This window comes from Herbaspirillum sp. UBA812 (assembly GCF_002296545.1).
Lineage (GTDB): Bacteria > Pseudomonadota > Gammaproteobacteria > Burkholderiales > Burkholderiaceae_D > Herbaspirillum > Herbaspirillum huttiense.
This window is the reverse complement of the sequence record NZ_DBIC01000189.1, coordinates 997-18,029: the sequence shown is the minus strand read 5'-3', so window position 1 is coordinate 18,029 and position 17,033 is coordinate 997. Positions and strand designations below refer to the sequence as shown.

11 protein-coding genes are annotated in these 17,033 nt (G+C 61.5%); 7 read left to right on the top strand and 4 right to left on the bottom strand.

Annotated elements, in window-relative coordinates:
- Positions 1-438, bottom strand: a 438-nt coding sequence (locus B3873_RS12695) for a YbfB/YjiJ family MFS transporter (protein WP_286866467.1), incomplete at its 3' end; no start/stop codon positions are given.
- A 117-nt stretch (positions 439-555) separates the two neighbouring features.
- Here B3873_RS12695 and B3873_RS12690 point away from each other — a divergent pair.
- Positions 556-1,419: a LysR substrate-binding domain-containing protein gene (locus B3873_RS12690; protein WP_209535113.1), complete on the top strand. Its 864-nt coding sequence runs from the start codon at positions 556-558 to the stop codon at positions 1,417-1,419.
- 365 nt (positions 1,420-1,784) lie between these two features.
- On the opposite strand, the gene nhaR is transcribed toward B3873_RS12690, so the two are convergent.
- Positions 1,785-2,729 carry a transcriptional activator NhaR gene (gene nhaR, locus B3873_RS12685; protein WP_209535111.1) on the bottom strand — a complete coding sequence of 315 codons (945 nt, stop codon included), beginning with the start codon at positions 2,727-2,729 and terminating at the stop codon, positions 1,785-1,787.
- 184 nt (positions 2,730-2,913) lie between these two features.
- Here nhaR and B3873_RS12680 point away from each other — a divergent pair, with 184 nt between their 5' ends.
- The 6 genes from B3873_RS12680 (at position 2,914) to B3873_RS12655 (ending at position 14,947) form a co-directional block, all read left to right on the top strand.
- Positions 2,914-3,891, top strand: a complete 978-nt coding sequence (locus B3873_RS12680; RefSeq protein ID WP_209535109.1) for a TerC family protein — start codon at positions 2,914-2,916, stop codon at positions 3,889-3,891.
- Positions 3,892-4,073: 182 nt separating this feature from the next.
- Positions 4,074-4,805: a transposase gene (locus B3873_RS12675; protein WP_286866464.1), complete on the top strand. Its 732-nt coding sequence runs from the start codon at positions 4,074-4,076 to the stop codon at positions 4,803-4,805.
- A 185-nt stretch (positions 4,806-4,990) separates the two neighbouring features.
- The gene (locus tag B3873_RS12670) at positions 4,991-9,667 is read left to right on the top strand and encodes a glutamate synthase-related protein (RefSeq protein ID WP_039784111.1); all 4,677 of its coding nucleotides are present in this window, start codon (positions 4,991-4,993) and stop codon (positions 9,665-9,667) included.
- 104 nt (positions 9,668-9,771) lie between these two features.
- Entirely contained in the window at positions 9,772-11,235 is a 1,464-nt protein-coding gene (locus B3873_RS12665) for a glutamate synthase subunit beta (protein ID WP_134223336.1), read from the top strand.
- 231 nt (positions 11,236-11,466) lie between these two features.
- Positions 11,467-13,263, top strand: coding sequence for a M61 family metallopeptidase (locus B3873_RS12660; RefSeq protein WP_286866459.1), 1,797 nt, complete (start codon positions 11,467-11,469; stop codon positions 13,261-13,263).
- 223 nt (positions 13,264-13,486) lie between these two features.
- Positions 13,487-14,947 (top strand): SPFH domain-containing protein, encoded by a 1,461-nt coding sequence (locus B3873_RS12655; protein ID WP_209535103.1) that lies wholly within the window; start codon positions 13,487-13,489, stop codon positions 14,945-14,947.
- Positions 14,948-15,080: 133 nt separating this feature from the next.
- On the opposite strand, the gene B3873_RS12650 is transcribed toward B3873_RS12655, so the two are convergent.
- A complete protein-coding gene (locus B3873_RS12650; RefSeq protein ID WP_039784118.1) occupies positions 15,081-15,686 on the bottom strand; it encodes a 50S ribosomal protein L25/general stress protein Ctc in 606 nt (201 codons plus the stop codon).
- 136 nt (positions 15,687-15,822) lie between these two features.
- On the bottom strand, positions 15,823-16,773 hold the full coding sequence (locus B3873_RS12645) for a ribose-phosphate pyrophosphokinase (protein WP_008332043.1): 951 nt from the start codon (positions 16,771-16,773) through the stop codon (positions 15,823-15,825).
- Positions 16,774-17,033: the final 260 nt, after the last annotated feature.

Sequence of the window (17,033 nt, the reverse complement as noted above, 5' to 3'; positions counted from 1 at the left end):
GCCGCCCAGTTCCGGACGGCCCAGCTGCGTCAGTTGCTGCAGGCACCAGCCGGCGGTATAGACGAACACATAGGCGCTGGCCACGCCGGAGAGAAAGCGCATCCACAGCCAGATCCAGTCCTGATGCAGCACGCCCATGCCCAGCGTGAGCAGGATGGTCACCACCAGCCCGGCGCGCAGCATGGCCACGCCGCGCTTGCTGCGATGGAAGGCGCACAGCATGGCACCGGCGAAGTAGCCCAGGTAATTGGCCGTGGCCAGCCAGCCGCCCATCTGCAGCGAGAGGCTGCCTTCGTGCAGCATCATCGGCAGCAAAGGCGTGAAGGCGAAACGGCCGATGCCCATCGCCACCGACAGGGCCACCATGCCGGACAGGCAGACTTTCCAGGCCAGCGCGTGAAGGGAGGCGCTGGGGTGTGAGGCGGCGGGCTGGGTCATGGGCAAGCGCAAAGGCGTGAGGTGAACAGGGGTCTATGCTATCGTCTTTCAGTCATTCCAAAAAATGAATAATCGGGATGACTTCATCTTGATTCGAGAACATCCACTGGAGCAGCCATGGAACTGGCCGAACTGGAAATCTTCCGCACCGTCGTCGCCGAAGGCGGCGTGACCCGCGCCGCCGAGCGGCTCAACCGGGTGCAGTCCAATGTCACCACGCGCATCAAGCAGCTGGAGGAATCCATCGGCGTGCCGCTGTTCGTGCGCGACCGCAAGCGGCTGGTGCTGACCGCCTCGGGCGAAGCCCTGCTGGATTACGCCGAACGCATCCTCGACCTGGTGCAGGAGGCGCGCGAGGTGGTTTCGCCGCAGAATCCGCGAGGCCGCCTGCGCATCGGCTCCATGGAAAGCGCCGCCGCCAGCCGCTTGCCGGCCCCCTTGGCCGAATTCCACCAGCGCTGGCCCGAAGTGCGGCTGGAACTGTCGACCGGCCCGACCGACGTACTGATCGCCGGGGTGCGCGCCGGCAAGCTGGATGCGGCGCTGGTGGCTGGGCCCATCGAGGATGGCGCCCTGTCCGCGACACCGCTGTACAAGGAAGAACTGCTGCTGGTGACGCCGCGCAGCCATCGCCGGGTGCGCTCGCCCGAGGATGTGATGCTGGATACCCTGATCGTCTTCGAGCAGGGCTGCGCCTACCGCCGCCATGCAGAAAGCTGGTTCGCCGGCCAAGGCAAGGGCGGGGTGCCGGTACGCACGCTGGAGCTGGCTTCCTATCACGCCATCCTGGCCTGCGTGGCGGCAGGTGCCGGGGTGGCGGTGGTGCCGCGTTCGGTGATCGCGATGCAGATGGAACCGCACGGATTTGCCACCCATTCGCTGGGCCGCGATGGCCGCGTGACCACCTTCCTGATCAGCCGGCGGGAACGCAGCTCGGCCTCTTTGCTGGCCCTGCGTTCTTTACTTGTGGCAAGTCTTTGATATATTGGATTCATATCGGATTGTTTTGATATGAACCTCCACGCCACAAATATGTTTGCGGTTGCAGCATATGAAGAGGGTGTAACCATTTGTAAAAACGGCTGCGACAGCTCGGCTATTTCCCTATATTGAAGTTCCCCCTCCATTCTCCCCCCCGAGAATGGGATTTACCCCACGACTCGCAAGGGCCGTGGGGTTTTTCTTTTGTGCCGCGTTTTTTCATCCCATTTTCAGCCCTGCATTTCCCGTCATCTACGACTGCACTGGTATGACGAGTCTGTTTGCCACATGTGTGCAAGGGATATGCACCAAGGTTCATATATATTTGTCTTTATCCACAACATCCACGGCTGCGGCCGCCGGGCTCATTGCCGGCTTGCAGTCTTGCCGCCGGAGCGGGGTGGAGTGCTCCCCACGATGAGGTTGCCGCGCGCCGCCGTCTGGATCGCCAGCACGGCCGGATGGCTCAGCCTGCGCTCGACCGAGATCGCATAGAACTGCTCGCGGATGGCGTCGGTCTTGCCGATCTCCACCAGCCCATATTGCTTGCGAATCTGCCCGGCAATGGCCGTGGGGGCCGCAAAGATGCCGGCGCCGGCGTCGCCGAAGGCCAGCAGCAGGGCCCCATCGTCGAATTCCCCCGTGATCTGTGGGCGGATGCCTTCCTTCTCGAACCAGCGCAGCAGGCGCGGACGCACCGCCGCATCTTCCCCCGGCATCAGGAAGGGCGCGGCATCGAGGCTCTGCGGAAAGCCCTTGCGATAGCGCCTGGCCAGTTCGGGCGTGGCAAAGAAGCTGGTATCGCATTCGCCCAGCAAGTGGTGGTAGCCGCGCACGTCCACATTGGGCGGCATCGGGCTGTCGGCGATGATGATGTCCAGCTTGTGGATGGCCAGGTCGGCCAGCAGTACGTCCAGCTTGCCTTCGCGGCAGATGATGCGGATCGGGTCCTGCATCGCCAGTGCGCTTTCCAGCAGCAGGTAGGCAATCGCCTTGGGCACGGCATCGGCCACGCCCACGCGCAGTTGCAGCGTGCGTCCGCCGGGGCGCAGGCGCAGCGCTTCTTCCAGCTCCTCGCCGAGGCTGAAGATGCGTTCGGCGTAATCGAACACCATGCGGCCTTCATCATTGAGTTCCAGCCGCCGGCCCACGCGCTTGAAGAGCTTGTAGCCCAGGGATTCCTCGAACAGGCTGATCTGCCCGCTGATGGTCTGCGCGGTCAGGTGCAGCCGCTCGCTGGCGCGCGCCACGCCGCCGGTCTTGGCGACCGTCCAGAAATAGTGGAGATGCTTGTAGTTGAGGCTGGCCATGGGCTGCTTCCTGGTTGCGGGTGATTTCAATACTTCGGTTTTTCCGAAGTATTATCTCAAAATATTCGAATTTTCATTCAGTCTGGTTTGGCCTACAGTAGCGCCTTGTCAGGTGCGGTTCGGAGTTGTCGCTGTGCCGTGAATCGTTGTCACACTGAAAGAAGATAAAGAAGAGAGGTCTGCCATGAACGGTGTAGAGAGTTTCGCAAGCCTGCCCATGTGGATAGGTTTCATCGTCTTCGTGCTGGGGATGCTGGCCGTGGACATGTTTGCCCTGGGCGGCCGCAACGCCCACCGGGTGTCGCCCAAGGAGGCGCTGAGCTGGTCGGTGGTATGGGTGTCGCTGGCCTTCCTGTTCGCCGGCCTGATGTGGTGGTACCTTGATGCCAACGTCGGCCGCGAGTTCGCCAACCAGAAGGGCGCCGAGTTCCTCTCCGGTTACCTGATCGAGAAGGCGCTGTCGGTCGACAACATCTTCGTGTTCCTGATGATCTTCAGCTACTTCGCCGTGCCGGCTGAAATGCAGCGCCGCGTGCTGCTGTACGGCGTCATCGGTGCCATCGTCATGCGGGCCGTGATGATTTTGCTGGGTGCCTGGATGATCGCGCAGTTCAGCTGGATCCTGTACGTGTTCGGTGCCTTCCTGGTGTTCACTGGCATCAAGATGCTGATCTTTGCCGACAAGGAATCTGATCTGGGTGACAACCCGCTGCTGCGCTGGCTGCGCGGCCATATGAAGATCAGTGACAACTACGACGGCGAAAACTTCACCACCCGCATCAATGGCGTGCGCTATTTCACCCCGCTGATGCTGGTGCTGCTGCTGATCGAAATTTCCGACGTGATCTTCGCGGTGGACAGCATCCCGGCGATCTTCGCCATTACCAAGGATCCGTTCATCGTCTTCACCTCGAACATGTTCGCCATCATGGGTCTGCGTGCGCTGTACTTCCTGCTGGCTGATTCGGCAGAGCGCTTCCACTTGCTCAAGTATGGCCTGGCCCTGGTGCTGCTGTTCGTGGGCGGCAAGATGCTGGCGTCCTACTGGTTCCACGTGCCGGTGCTGGTCTCGCTGTCCATCGTCGGTGCCATCCTGGTGATCTCCATCATCGCCAGCCTGGTCCTGACCAAGGGCAAGGACAAGGAAACCACGGCGGTATAAGCGGCTTTGATGGAGATGTGAACAATTCAACGTGGGGCTTGACCGGCTGGAGCAATCTGGCCGGTTTTTTTATGCGCGAGTGAATAAATTGGATAAAACGATGCAAATTCGGCATCGCCCGTTTATTGGGGACGGAGTGCATTAGAATGTCTGCTCCACTCAACCGGTTTGCAGCGTCTGCCATGGCCCGCCTTCCCCGACTCGTCGTTCCGCACCAGCCGCACCACATCATCCAGCGTGGCCATGACGGCCTGGTCATCTTCCGTGATGCCGATGACCATCTGGCCTTCCTCGGCTGGCTCAAGGATGCTGCAAGGCAATTCAAGGTGGCCGTCCATGCCTATGTGCTCATGCCGGATCACCTGCACCTGCTGGCTACTCCGGCTGACGATCAAGGCCTGGCACGGATGATGCAATGGATCGGACGTCACTACGTCCCGTATTTCAACCAGAAGCATGGACGCAGCGGCACGCTGTGGCAGGGGCGTTACCGCGCCACCGTCATCGACCCCGAGCTCTACCTGCTGGCCATCTGCCGCTACATCGAGCTCAACCCGGTGCGCAATGGCCTGGCGGTCAGCCCGGGAGATTATCCGTGGTCCAGCTACATGCATCACATCGGGGCCAAGCAGGATGGGCTGATCACCGACCATCCTCAATATTGGTCGATTGGCAACACTCCCTTCGATCGTGAGATCGCTTATCGCCAGCTCACCGAAGAAGGACTGGCGCGCGCCGAAGTGGAGCGCATCACCGATGCCACGCTCAAGGGTTGGGCACTGGGTTCGGAAGATTTCAAGCAGGGGCTGGAGCGCCAGACCCACCGGCGCGTCAGTCCGGCCAAGCGTGGCCGACCCGCCATCGTTCGCATTGCGAGCGAGGCAGATGAAGTATCCGTCCAGCAAGAATCGTAAGCTTTCAAAAATAAGTCTTTGTAATCAAGGACTTGAATCTGCACTGCATTACTCTGTCCCTATTATAAAAATCCTGAAAATCATGGGGATTTTAATTGCACTCAGACCCTAATTATTTTCATTGAACTATTGGGTGCAGTGCACTATTCTTCAAATCCTTACTGTCAATGTGGTGGAGTACCGTTATGCACGCGCAAGGCCTTTACGACCCAGCAAATGAACATGACGCCTGTGGCGTCGGTTTCATCGCCCACATCAAGGGCAAGAAAACCCATTCCATCGTTGACCAGGGTTTGCTCATCCTGAAGAATCTGGATCACCGGGGTGCTGTCGGTGCCGACCCGTTGATGGGTGACGGTGCCGGTATCCTGATCCAGATCCCCGACCAGTATTACCGTGAAGAGATGGCCAAGCAGGGCGTGGACCTGCCGCCGCCCGGTGAATACGGCGTGGGCATGGTCTTCCTGCCGAAGGAAAACGCCTCCCGCATTGCCTGTGAACAGGAAATCGAACGCGCGGTGCTGGCCGAAGGCCAGATCGTGCTGGGCTGGCGCGATGTGCCCGTGGACCGCGACATGCCGATGTCGCCGACCGTGCGCGAAAAAGAGCCGGTGATCCGCCAGATCTTCATCGGCCGCGGCCCCGACGTGATGGTCACCGACGCGCTGGAACGCAAGCTGTATGTGATCCGCAAGTCCTCCGGCCACGCCATCCAGGCCCTGAACCTGCTGCACGGCAAGGAATTCTTCGTGCCCTCGATGTCGGCCCGCACCGTGGTCTACAAGGGCCTGCTGCTGGCCGACCAGGTCGGCGTGTACTACAAGGACCTGCAGGACGAGCGCTGTGTCTCCGCGCTGGCTCTGGTGCACCAGCGCTTCTCCACCAACACTTTCCCGGAATGGCCGCTGGCCCACCCGTACCGCCTGATCGCCCACAACGGTGAAATCAACACCGTCAAGGGCAACTTCAACTGGATGCGCGCCCGCGAAGGCGTGATGCAGTCGGCCGTGCTGGGTTCGGACCTGAAGAAGCTGTTCCCGCTGATCTATGAAGGCCAGTCCGATACCGCCAGCTTCGACAATGCGCTGGAACTGCTGGTCATGGCCGGCTATCCGCTGCCGCAGGCGATGATGATGATGGTCCCCGAAGCCTGGGAAAACCACACCTCGATGGACGACAACCGCCGCGCCTTCTACGAATACCACGCCGCCATGATGGAGCCGTGGGACGGCCCCGCTGCGCTGGCCTTCACCGACGGCCGCCACATCGGCGGCACGCTGGACCGCAACGGCCTGCGTCCGGCGCGCTACATCGTCACCGATGACGACCTGGTGGTGATGGCTTCCGAATCCGGCGTGCTGCCGATTCCCGAATCCAAGATCATCCAGAAGTGGCGCCTGCAGCCGGGCAAGATGTTCCTGATCGACCTGGATGCCGGCCGCATCATCGACGACAAGGAACTGAAGGACACCTACGCCAACGCCAAGCCCTACAAGCAGTGGATCAACTCGGTACGCGTCAAGCTGGACGAGTTGAAGGAAGAGCCGCGCCAGCCGTCCTCGTCCCTGAAGCTGCTGGACCTGCAGCAGGTCTTCGGCTACACCCAGGAAGACGTCAAGTTCCTGATGGCCCCCATGGCCAGCGGTGGCGAGGAAGCCATCGGCTCCATGGGCAATGACTCGCCGCTGGCGGTCATGTCCAACAAGAACAAGCCGCTGTACAACTACTTCCGTCAGTTGTTCGCGCAGGTGACCAACCCGCCGATCGACCCGATCCGCGAAGCGCTGGTCATGTCGCTGGTGTCCTTCATCGGCCCCAAGCCCAACCTGCTGGACACCAACAACATCAACCCGCCGATGCGCCTGGAAGTGTCGCAGCCGGTGCTGGACTATGACGACATCGCCAAGCTGCGCAACATCAGCGCGCACAGCGGCGGCAAGTTCAAGTCCTACGAACTGAACATCTGCTACCCGGTCGCCTGGGGCAAGGAAGGCATCGAAGCCCGCCTGGCTTCGCTGTGCGCCAAGGCCGTGGATGCGGTCAAGTCGGGCCACAACATCCTGATCATCTCGGACCGCAAGGTCGATGCCGACCAGCTGCCGATTCCGGCACTGCTGGCCACCTCGGCCATCCACCAGCACCTGGTCAGCAAGGGCCTGCGCACCTCCACCGGTCTAGTGGTGGAAACCGGTTCGGCCCGCGAAACGCACCACTTCGCCCTGCTGGCAGGCTATGGCGCCGAAGCGATTCACCCGTACCTGGCCATGGACACCCTGGCCGATCTGGCCAAGGGTCTGCCGGGCGACCTGTCGCCTGAGAAGGCCATCTACAACTTCCAGAAGGCGGTCGGCAAGGGCCTGCTGAAGGTCATGTCCAAGATGGGCATCTCGACCTACATGTCCTACTGCGGCGCGCAGATCTTCGAAGCCATCGGCCTGTCGAAGGCGCTGGTGGACAAGTACTTCAAGGGCACCGCGTCCAACGTCGAAGGCATCGGCGTGTTCGAAGTGGCCGAAGAAGCGCTGCGCCTGCACACCGCCGCCTTCAGCGCCGACCCGGTGCTGGCCAACGCCCTGGACGCCGGTGGCGAATACGCCTTCCGCATCCGTGGCGAAGAGCACATGTGGACCCCGGACGCGATCGCCAAGCTGCAGCACTCGACCCGTTCGAACAGCTACAACACCTACAAGGAATACGCCCAGATCATCAACGACCAGTCCAAGCGCCACATGACGCTGCGCGGCCTGTTCGAGTTCAAGATCGACCCCTCCAAGGCGATCTCGATCGATGAAGTGGAACCGGCCAAGGAAATCGTCAAGCGCTTCGCCACCGGTGCTATGTCGCTGGGCTCGATCTCGACCGAAGCCCACGCCACGCTGGCCATCGCGATGAACCGCATCGGCGGCAAGTCCAACACCGGTGAAGGTGGCGAGGACGTCAACCGTTATCGCAACGAGCTGAAGGGCATCCCCATCAAGCAAGGTGCGACCCTGGCTTCCGAAATCGGCAAGGAACACATCGAAGTCGACATCCCGCTGCTGGAAGGCGACTCGCTGCGCTCGCGCATCAAGCAGGTGGCATCGGGCCGTTTCGGCGTCTCCGCCGAATACCTGATCTCGGCCGACCAGATCCAGATCAAGATGGCCCAGGGTGCCAAGCCCGGCGAAGGCGGCCAGTTGCCCGGCCACAAGGTCTCGGAATACATCGCCAAGCTGCGCGTGTCGGTGCCGGGCGTGGGCCTGATCTCGCCGCCGCCGCACCATGACATCTACTCCATCGAGGATCTGGCCCAGCTGATCCACGACCTGAAGAACGTCAACCCGCGCGCTTCCATCTCGGTCAAGCTGGTCTCCGAAGTGGGTGTCGGTACCGTTGCTGCCGGCGTGGCCAAGGCCAAGTCCGACCACGTGGTCATCGCCGGTCACGATGGCGGTACCGGTGCTTCGCCGCTGTCCTCGATCAAGCACGCCGGTTCCCCGTGGGAACTGGGCCTGGCGGAAACCCAGCAGACCCTGGTCCTGAACGGCCTGCGCAACCGCATCCGCGTGCAGGCTGACGGCCAGATGAAGACTGGCCGTGACGTGGTCATCGGTGCCATGCTGGGCGCGGACGAATTCGGTTTCGCCACCGCACCGCTGGTGGTCGAAGGCTGCATCATGATGCGCAAGTGCCACCTGAACACCTGCCCGGTGGGCGTGGCTACGCAAGATCCGGTGCTGCGCGCCAAGTTCTCCGGCAAGCCGGAACACGTGGTCAACTTCTTCTTCTTCATCGCTGAAGAAGCGCGCCAGATCATGGCCCAGCTGGGTATCCGCAAGTTCGACGAACTGATCGGCCGTGCCGACCTGCTGGACCGTTCCAAGGCCATCGCGCACTGGAAGGCCAAGGGCCTGGACTTCAGCCGCATCTTCCACCAGCCCGAATCGAACCTGCCGGTGTACCACACCGACGTGCAAGACCACGGCCTGGACAAGGCACTGGACCACAAGCTGATCGCGCAAGCCAAGATCGCGCTGGAGAAGGGCGAGAAGGTTTCCTTCATCTCCCCGATCAAGAACCTCAACCGTACCGTCGGCGCCATGCTCTCGGGTGAAGTGGCCAAGCGTTACGGCGATGAAGGCCTGCCGGACGACACCATCCACATCCAGCTGCAAGGTACCGCAGGCCAGTCCGCCGGCGCCTTCCTGGCCAAGGGCGTGACCCTGGACCTGGTCGGCGAAGGCAACGACTACGTCGGCAAGGGCTTGTCGGGTGGCCGCATCATCGTGCGTCCCAACACCGAGTTCCGTGGCCGTGCGGTGGACAACATGATCTCCGGCAATACCGTCCTGTACGGTGCCATCAGCGGTGAAGCCTTCATCAACGGCGTGGCCGGCGAGCGTTTCGCCGTGCGCAACTCCGGTGCCACTGCAGTGGTGGAAGGCACCGGCGACCACGGTTGCGAATACATGACCGGCGGCACCGTAGTGGTGCTGGGCAATACCGGCCGCAACTTCGCAGCGGGCATGTCGGGTGGTATCGCTTACGTGTATGACCCGGAAGGCGATTTCGCCGGCAAGTGCAATACCTCGATGGTCAGCCTGGAGAAGGTCCTGTCCGACACCGAGCAGGAGCAGACCCTGGGCCGCGACATCTGGCACAGCCTGCTGCGCGGTGGCGAACGCCAGACCGACGAAGCCATCCTGCGCGGCTTGATTGAGCGCCACTTCAAGTACACCGGCAGCACGCGTGCGCGCTACCTGCTGGATAACTGGGCGGCGTCGCGCGCCAAGTTCGTCAAGGTGTTCCCGACCGAGTACAAGCGTGCGCTGGCCGAACTGGCCGCCGCTGCCGAAACTAAGAAGGAAAAGGTCGCTGCCTGATCTTCAGGCTGTGATCGGACTAATCAATCAAGCACGCTGGCGGGCGTGGCGCGAAAAGTGAAGAGCGCCGCCCGCCGCATCCTTAGCGAGAATGTGAGAGGAAAATGGGAAAAGCAACCGGTTTCATGGAGTACCAGCGCCTGAAAGAGGCCAGCGAGGCACCTGCCGCGCGTACCAAGCATTACAAGGAATTCGTCCTGCACCTGAGCGACGCTGACGCCAAGATCCAGGGCGCGCGTTGCATGGACTGCGGCATCCCCTTCTGCAACAACGGCTGCCCGGTCAACAACATCATTCCCGACTGGAATGACCTGGTCTATCGCGGCAACTACAAGGAAGCCCTGGACACCCTGCACCAGACCAACAACTTCCCCGAGTTCACCGGCCGCATCTGCCCGGCACCCTGCGAAGCCGCCTGCACCCTGGGCATCAACAATGACGCCGTGGGCATCAAGTCGATCGAGCACTTCATCATCGACAAGGGTTGGGAAAACGGCTGGGTGGTGCCGCAACCTGCTGCGGTCAAGACCGGCAAGAAGGTCGCCGTGGTCGGCTCCGGTCCTGCCGGCCTGGCCGCTGCCCAGCAGCTGGCGCGCGCCGGTCATGACGTGACCGTGTTTGAAAAGAACGATCGCGTCGGCGGCCTGCTGCGTTATGGCATCCCCGACTTCAAGATGGAAAAGTCGCACATCGACCTGCGCGTCGAACAGATGAAGGCCGAAGGCGTGAGCTTCCGTACCGGCGTGTTCGTCGGCAAGGAATTCCCCGAGAGCGTCAACAACTGGTCCAAGGAAAGCGTCACCCCGGAAGAGCTGAAGAAGGAATTCGACGCCGTCGTCATCGCTGGTGGTGCGGAATCCCCGCGTGACCTGCCGGTGCCGGGCCGCGAACTGAAGGGCGTGCATTTCGCCATGGACTTCCTGCCGCTGCAGAACAAGGTCAATGCCGGCGACAAGCTCAAGAGCCAGATCATGGCCACCGGCAAGAACGTGGTCGTCATCGGCGGTGGCGACACCGGCTCCGACTGCGTCGGTACCTCCAACCGTCATGGTGCCGCTTCGGTGACCCAGTTCGAACTGATGCCACAACCGCCGGAATCCGAAAACAAGCCGCTGGTCTGGCCCTACTGGCCGATCAAGCTGCGTACCTCTTCCTCGCACGAAGAAGGTTGCGCACGTGATTTCGCGGTGACCACCAAGCGCCTGGAAGGCAAGGGCGGCAAGGTCGAGAAGCTGATCGCGGCGCGCGTCGAGTTCAAGGACGGCAAGATGGTCGAAGTGCCCGATTCGGAATTCGAGATCAAGGCTGACCTGGTGTTGCTGGCCATGGGCTTCGTCTCGCCGGTGCAGCAGGTGCTGGATGCCTTCGGCGTCGAGAAGGATGCGCGCGGCAATGCCAAGGCCACGACCGATGGCGAAGGCTGCTACAAGACCTCGGTGGACAAGGTCTTTGCTGCGGGCGACATGCGCCGTGGCCAGTCGCTGGTGGTGTGGGCGATCCGCGAAGGCCGCCAGTGCGCACGTGCGGTGGATGAATTCCTGATGGGTTCTTCGCTGCTGCCGCGCTGATTGGTCGCCTCGTACTGAACGCTGAATGATTTATATGATTTAAAAAGTATCAAGCAGTACGCAGTTTTCTGCAGTTTTCGTTTGACCCTGGACCCGGATCGGCGCAAGCCGGTCCGGTTTTTTTTCGTCATGTGTTTCGTGCCATGCCTGCGCCCCAAGCCCCATGCCCTTTGGCCGCGCGTGTAAAATGGCCCATCGCCGCCTGCCGGCACCATCCCTACGCACATCGCAATGGCAACCCCGATCCGCTACCGCATCACTTCCCTCGATCCTGCCTCCCATCTCTACGACGTCAGCGTCACCGTGGATAGCCCGGCCGCTGACGGCCAGGTCTTCTCGCTGCCGGCCTGGATTCCGGGGAGCTACATGATTCGTGAATTCGGCAAGAACATCGTGCAGCTGCGTGGCGAATCCAATGGCCGCAAGGTCGTGGTGAAGAAACTGGACAAGCACACCTGGCAAGCCGCCCCCTGCAAGGCTGCGCTCACGCTGCACTATCAGGTGTATGCCTGGGACCTGTCGGTGCGCACGGCCCACCTGGACCGCACGCATGGCTTCTTCAATGGCACCAGCGTCTTCCTGGCCGCGCATGGTTTCGAGGAGGGCGAGCACGTGGTGGACATCGTCCGTCCGGAAGGGGATGACTTCAAGCGCTGGCGCGTGGCCACGGCCATGCCGGAACTCAAGGCCAAGCGCTATGGTTTCGGGACTTACGTTGCACCGAACTACGATGCGCTGATTGATCACCCGGTAGAGATCGGCGACTTTGCCCTGGCCACTTTCCAGGCGCATGGCGTGCCACACGATGTAGTCATTACGGGCCGCGTGCCCAATCTCGACCTGGCACGCCTGTGCGATGACTTGAAGAAGATCTGCGAGGCGCAGATCGCCTTCTTCGAGCCGCGCAGCAAGCGTGCCCCCATGGATCGCTATGTCTTCATGACGCTGGCCGTGGGTGACGGCTACGGTGGTCTGGAACACCGTGCATCGACTGCGCTGATCTGCTCGCGGGCCGACCTGCCGGTCAAGGGCAAGCCGGAACAGACCGATGGCTACCGCACTTACCTGGGCTTGTGCAGCCATGAGTATTTCCACACCTGGAACGTCAAGCGCATCAAGCCGGCGGTGTTCGCGCCCTACGATTTGCGTCAGGAAAATTACACCTCGCTGCTGTGGCTCTTCGAGGGCTTTACCAGTTATTACGATGACCTGTTCCTGGTCCGTACCGGGGTCATCGATCTGGACAATTACCTCAAGCTGGTCGGCAAGACGGTCACGGGCGTCCTGCGCGGCACCGGCCGCAAGAAGCAGAGCGTGGCCGAGTCCAGCTTCGATGCCTGGGTGAAGTATTACCGTCAGGATGAAAACGCCAGCAATGCCATCGTCAGCTACTACACCAAGGGCTCGCTGGTGGCGCTGGGGCTGGATCTGACCATTCGCAGCCAGACCCGTGGCCGCCGTTCGCTGGATGACGTGATGCGCGGGCTGTGGACACGCTACGGCCGCGACTTCTACGACGGCAAGCAGCAGGGCGTGCCGGAAGACGAGATTCTGGCCATCATGGAAGAGTTGAGCGGTGCTGACCTCAAGCGCTTCCATGACCGCCACATCCGTGGCACCGAGGACGTGCCGCTGGACGATCTGCTGCCGGCCTTCGGTGTGGCCTATGAGGCCAGCGTACCGGTCGACGCCAAGCCATGGCTCGGTGCGCGCATCGGCAAGGAAGGCGGCGACGCCAAGCTCGCCGCCGTCTATGAGGGCGGTCCGGCGATGCAGGCGGGGCTGTCGGCCGGCGACAAACTGGTCGCCATCGATGGCCTGCGCGTACCGGCTGCGGGCCCGGACGGTCTGCTGGCACGCTATCGTTTCAATGACACCGTGCGCATCCATGCCTTCCGCCGTGATGAACTGATGGAGTTCAGTCTCAGGCTCAAGTCCGATACCGCACCGCAGGTCACGCTCAAGCCGCTGGCCAAGCCAGTGGCGGTGCTGCGTCAGCGCCAGGCATGGCTCAACAGCGGTAAATAATTTAGCTGTTTGCTCCGGCCTGCAACGGGCCGGAGTGCCTCTGGCATCCCGCCATTTCCTCTCGTTGGACAAGAATTGCAGAGAGGAAAAACTCCTGTAAGATGAGAATCCCCGCAGAGCTTGCGTCGCGCGTAAAACCGCTGCTGCCCAACAATATTCGCGCGCCTTCTCTGTTTTTCGGGCCGGCCCATGACGGCCCGTCAATTCATCCACAAGGAGAGGTATGAGTATCCTGGAGTTAAGTCTGATCGCGGCCGTCGCGGCCATCCTGCTGCTGGTCCTGATCATCGCCATTACACTGCGCCGCGTGGTGCCGACCAACATGGTCCACATCGTGCAGACCTCGCATTCAAGCACTCCCTACGGACGTGGCAAGCCCGCCGGCAATGCGTATTACGCGTGGCCCAGCTGGGTGCCCAAGCTGGGGATCACGGTGACCGAATTCCCCGAGAGCATCTTCCAGGTCGCGCTGAACAACTACGAGGCCTATGACAAGGAGCGGTTGCCCTTCGTCATCGATGCCGTCGCTTTCTTCCGTGTCGACAATGCCGAGACGGCGGCCCAGCGGGTTGCTACCTTCGATGCCTTGCACACCGACCTCAAGGCCGTGCTGCAAGGTGCCGTGCGGCGGGTGCTGGCCACCAATGCGCTGGAAGACATCATGCAGTCGCGCGCCGAGCTGGGAGCGCAGTTCACGATGGAAGTGCAGGAACAGATTTCGCAATGGGGTGTGCTGCCGGTGAAGACCATCGAGTTCATGGACTTGCGCGATGCCAATGGCAGCACCGTCATCAACAACGTGATGGCCAAGGAAAAATCGCGCATCGAGATGGAAAGCCGGGTCAAGGTTGCCGAGAACCAGCGCCAGGCCGAGCTGGCCGAGATCGATGCCAAGCGGACCGTGGAAGTGCAGCGTCAGGATGCGGCCCAGCAGGTCGGCCTGCGGACGGCGGAAAAGGAAAAGCAGGTCGGTATTGCCAACGAACAGGCGCAGCAGGAAATCAAGGCCGCCGCCAAGACCACCACCGAGCGCGACATGGATGTGAAGAAGGTGCAGGAAGTGCGCGGCGCGGAAATCGCGCGCGATGTGGCCGCGGTGCGGGCCGAGCAGGAAAAGCAGGTGGCCGTGGTCAATGCGGATGCGCAGAAGCAGGTGCAGGTCATCAATGCCGATGCGCAGAAGCAGGCCGTCACTACCCGCGCCGAAGGTGATCTCGCCGCAGCCCTCAAGGAAGCCGATGGTGTGCGTGCGCGTGGTGAGGCCGCGGCAGCCGCCGAGCAGGCCATGCTGATGGCGCCGGTCACCACGCAGATACAGCTGGCCAAGGAAATCGGTGCCAATGCCGGTTATCAGCAGTACCTGATCACCATCAAGCAGGTCGAAGTGGGTCGCGACGTCGGTATCGAAATGGCGCGCGCCATGCAGCACGCTGACCTGAAGGTGATCGCCAACGCGGGCGACATGCAGCAAGGGGTGGCCAAGCTGGGCGACCTCTTCACACCTGCCGGCGGTACCAAGCTGACCGGCATGCTGGCCGCCCTGAGCCAGACGCCGGAAGGCAAGCAGTTCCTGGATCATGTGGCGCCGCTGCTGGCCAAGGGCGGCACGACGGGTGCGCTGGTCGGTGCGGCGACCGGGAACGCGACCGCAGCAGCGCTGGCCGGTGAGGCCGCAGACAAATGAGGTGAAGTAGAGGGCAGGGCAGGGATGGTCGGTCGTGTCTGGCCATCTCACCCGATCACGGACCCGGACTCGTTAACGAAAAAAACCCGCCAACGCAAATTGGCGGGTTTTTTCTTGCAGCGGAAAAAGCGAATTACTTGGCTTCTTCAGCGCCGCCAGCAGCTTCACCTTCAGCGGCCACTTGACCAGCCGGCACGGTGGCGGTGGCGATGGTCAGGTTTTCCTGGGTCACGGCGGTCACGCCGTTGGGCAGCTTCAGGTCAGCCAGGTGGATCGATTGACCGACGTCCAGCTTGGCCAGGTCGACTTCGATGAACTCAGGCAGGTTCTTCGGCAGGCAGGTCACGTCCAGTTCAGCAGCCACGTGGCTGATGATGCCGGCGTGCAGCTTGACGGCAGGCGAGATCTCGGCGTTCACGAAGTGCAGGGGCACCTTGGTGTGCAGCTTCTGGGAAGCATCCACGCGTTGGAAGTCAACGTGCAGGACCAGTTGCTTGAACGCGTGGACTTGGAAGTCACGCAGCAGTACTTGCTCGACCTTGCCGTCGATTTCCAGGTCCAGGATGGACGAGTGGAAGGTTTCCTTCTTCAGGGCGTGGTACAGCGCGTTGTGGTCAACAGCGATGTTCAGCGGGGCAGCGGTGCCACCGTAGACGATACCCGGGGTTTGACCCGCGCGACGCAGGCGGCGGCTCGCTCCGGTGCCCTGTTCATTACGCGGAAAGGCGATGACTTTCATGTGATAACTCCAATGTTGGCGGGACTCGTCGTGGAATCATTCCATCGACGGTTGCCCCGTGAGATAAATATTCCCCGCGACCAGGGAATACGAAAAAACCTCGCTGCAAAAAACGCAGCGAGGCGAATGCAAAATCTTATTCAGCAAACAGCGACATCACCGAGTCACCCTTGGTGATGCGCTTGAAGGTCTCGGCCAGCAGGTCGGCGCAGGTCAGCTGACGCACCTTCGGGCAGCCGCGTGCAGCGGGCGACAGCGGAATGGTGTCGGTGACGACCAGTTCATCCAGCGGCGAATTGGCGATGCGATCAATGGCCGGACCCGACAGCACCGGGTGCGTACAGTAAGCCACGACCTTCTTGGCGCCACGTTCCTTCAGTACTTCCGCTGCCTTGGTCAGGGTACCGGCGGTATCGACCATGTCATCCATGATGACGCAGTTGCGGCCTTCGACTTCACCGATGATGTTCATCACTTCGGAGACGTTGGCCTTCGGACGGCGCTTGTCGATGATGGCCAGGTCGCAGTTCAGGCGCTTGGCCAGCGCACGTGCGCGCACCACGCCGCCGACGTCGGGCGATACGACCAGCAGGTCGTCGTAGTTCTTGTTGACCAGGTCGCCCAGCAGGATCGGCGAAGCGTAGATGTTGTCCACCGGGATATCGAAGAAGCCCTGGATCTGGTCTGCGTGCAGATCCATGATCAGGACGCGCTCGACGCCGGCTTCCTGCAGCATGTTGGCCACGACCTTGGCCGAGATGGCCACACGCGCCGAACGCGGGCGGCGGTCCTGGCGGGCATAGCCGAAGTAGGGGATGGCGGCGGTGATGCGGCCAGCCGATGCGCGCTTCAGAGCATCGACCATGATCATGATTTCCATCAGGTTGTCATTGGTCGGTGCGCAGGTGGACTGCAGCACGAAGACGTCCTTGCCGCGAACGTTTTCATTGATCTCGACCATGACTTCGCCGTCGGAGAACTTCGAAACATTGGCCTTGCCCAGCGGGATACCGAGTTTCTCAGCGACGCCGCGCGCCAGTTCGGGGTTGGCGTTGCCCGTAAAAACCATCAGGTTCTCAAGTGCCATGTGGGTATCCCTGAATGCAATCGTTAAAAAGTCGAAAAGCCGACAATGCTTGACTTGTTCGGTCTCACATTGACGGCTTATTTTTCTGACTGGACCCGGGCCTGATCAAACAAGGCCTGTCCGAATTAAATGGCAGGGGAACAAGGATTCGAACCTTGGAATGCCGGAATCAAAATCCGGTGCCTTACCACTTGGCTACACCCCAATGGTCTCGGTGGAGAGATTCGAACTCCCGACCCTCTGGTCCCAAACCAGATGCG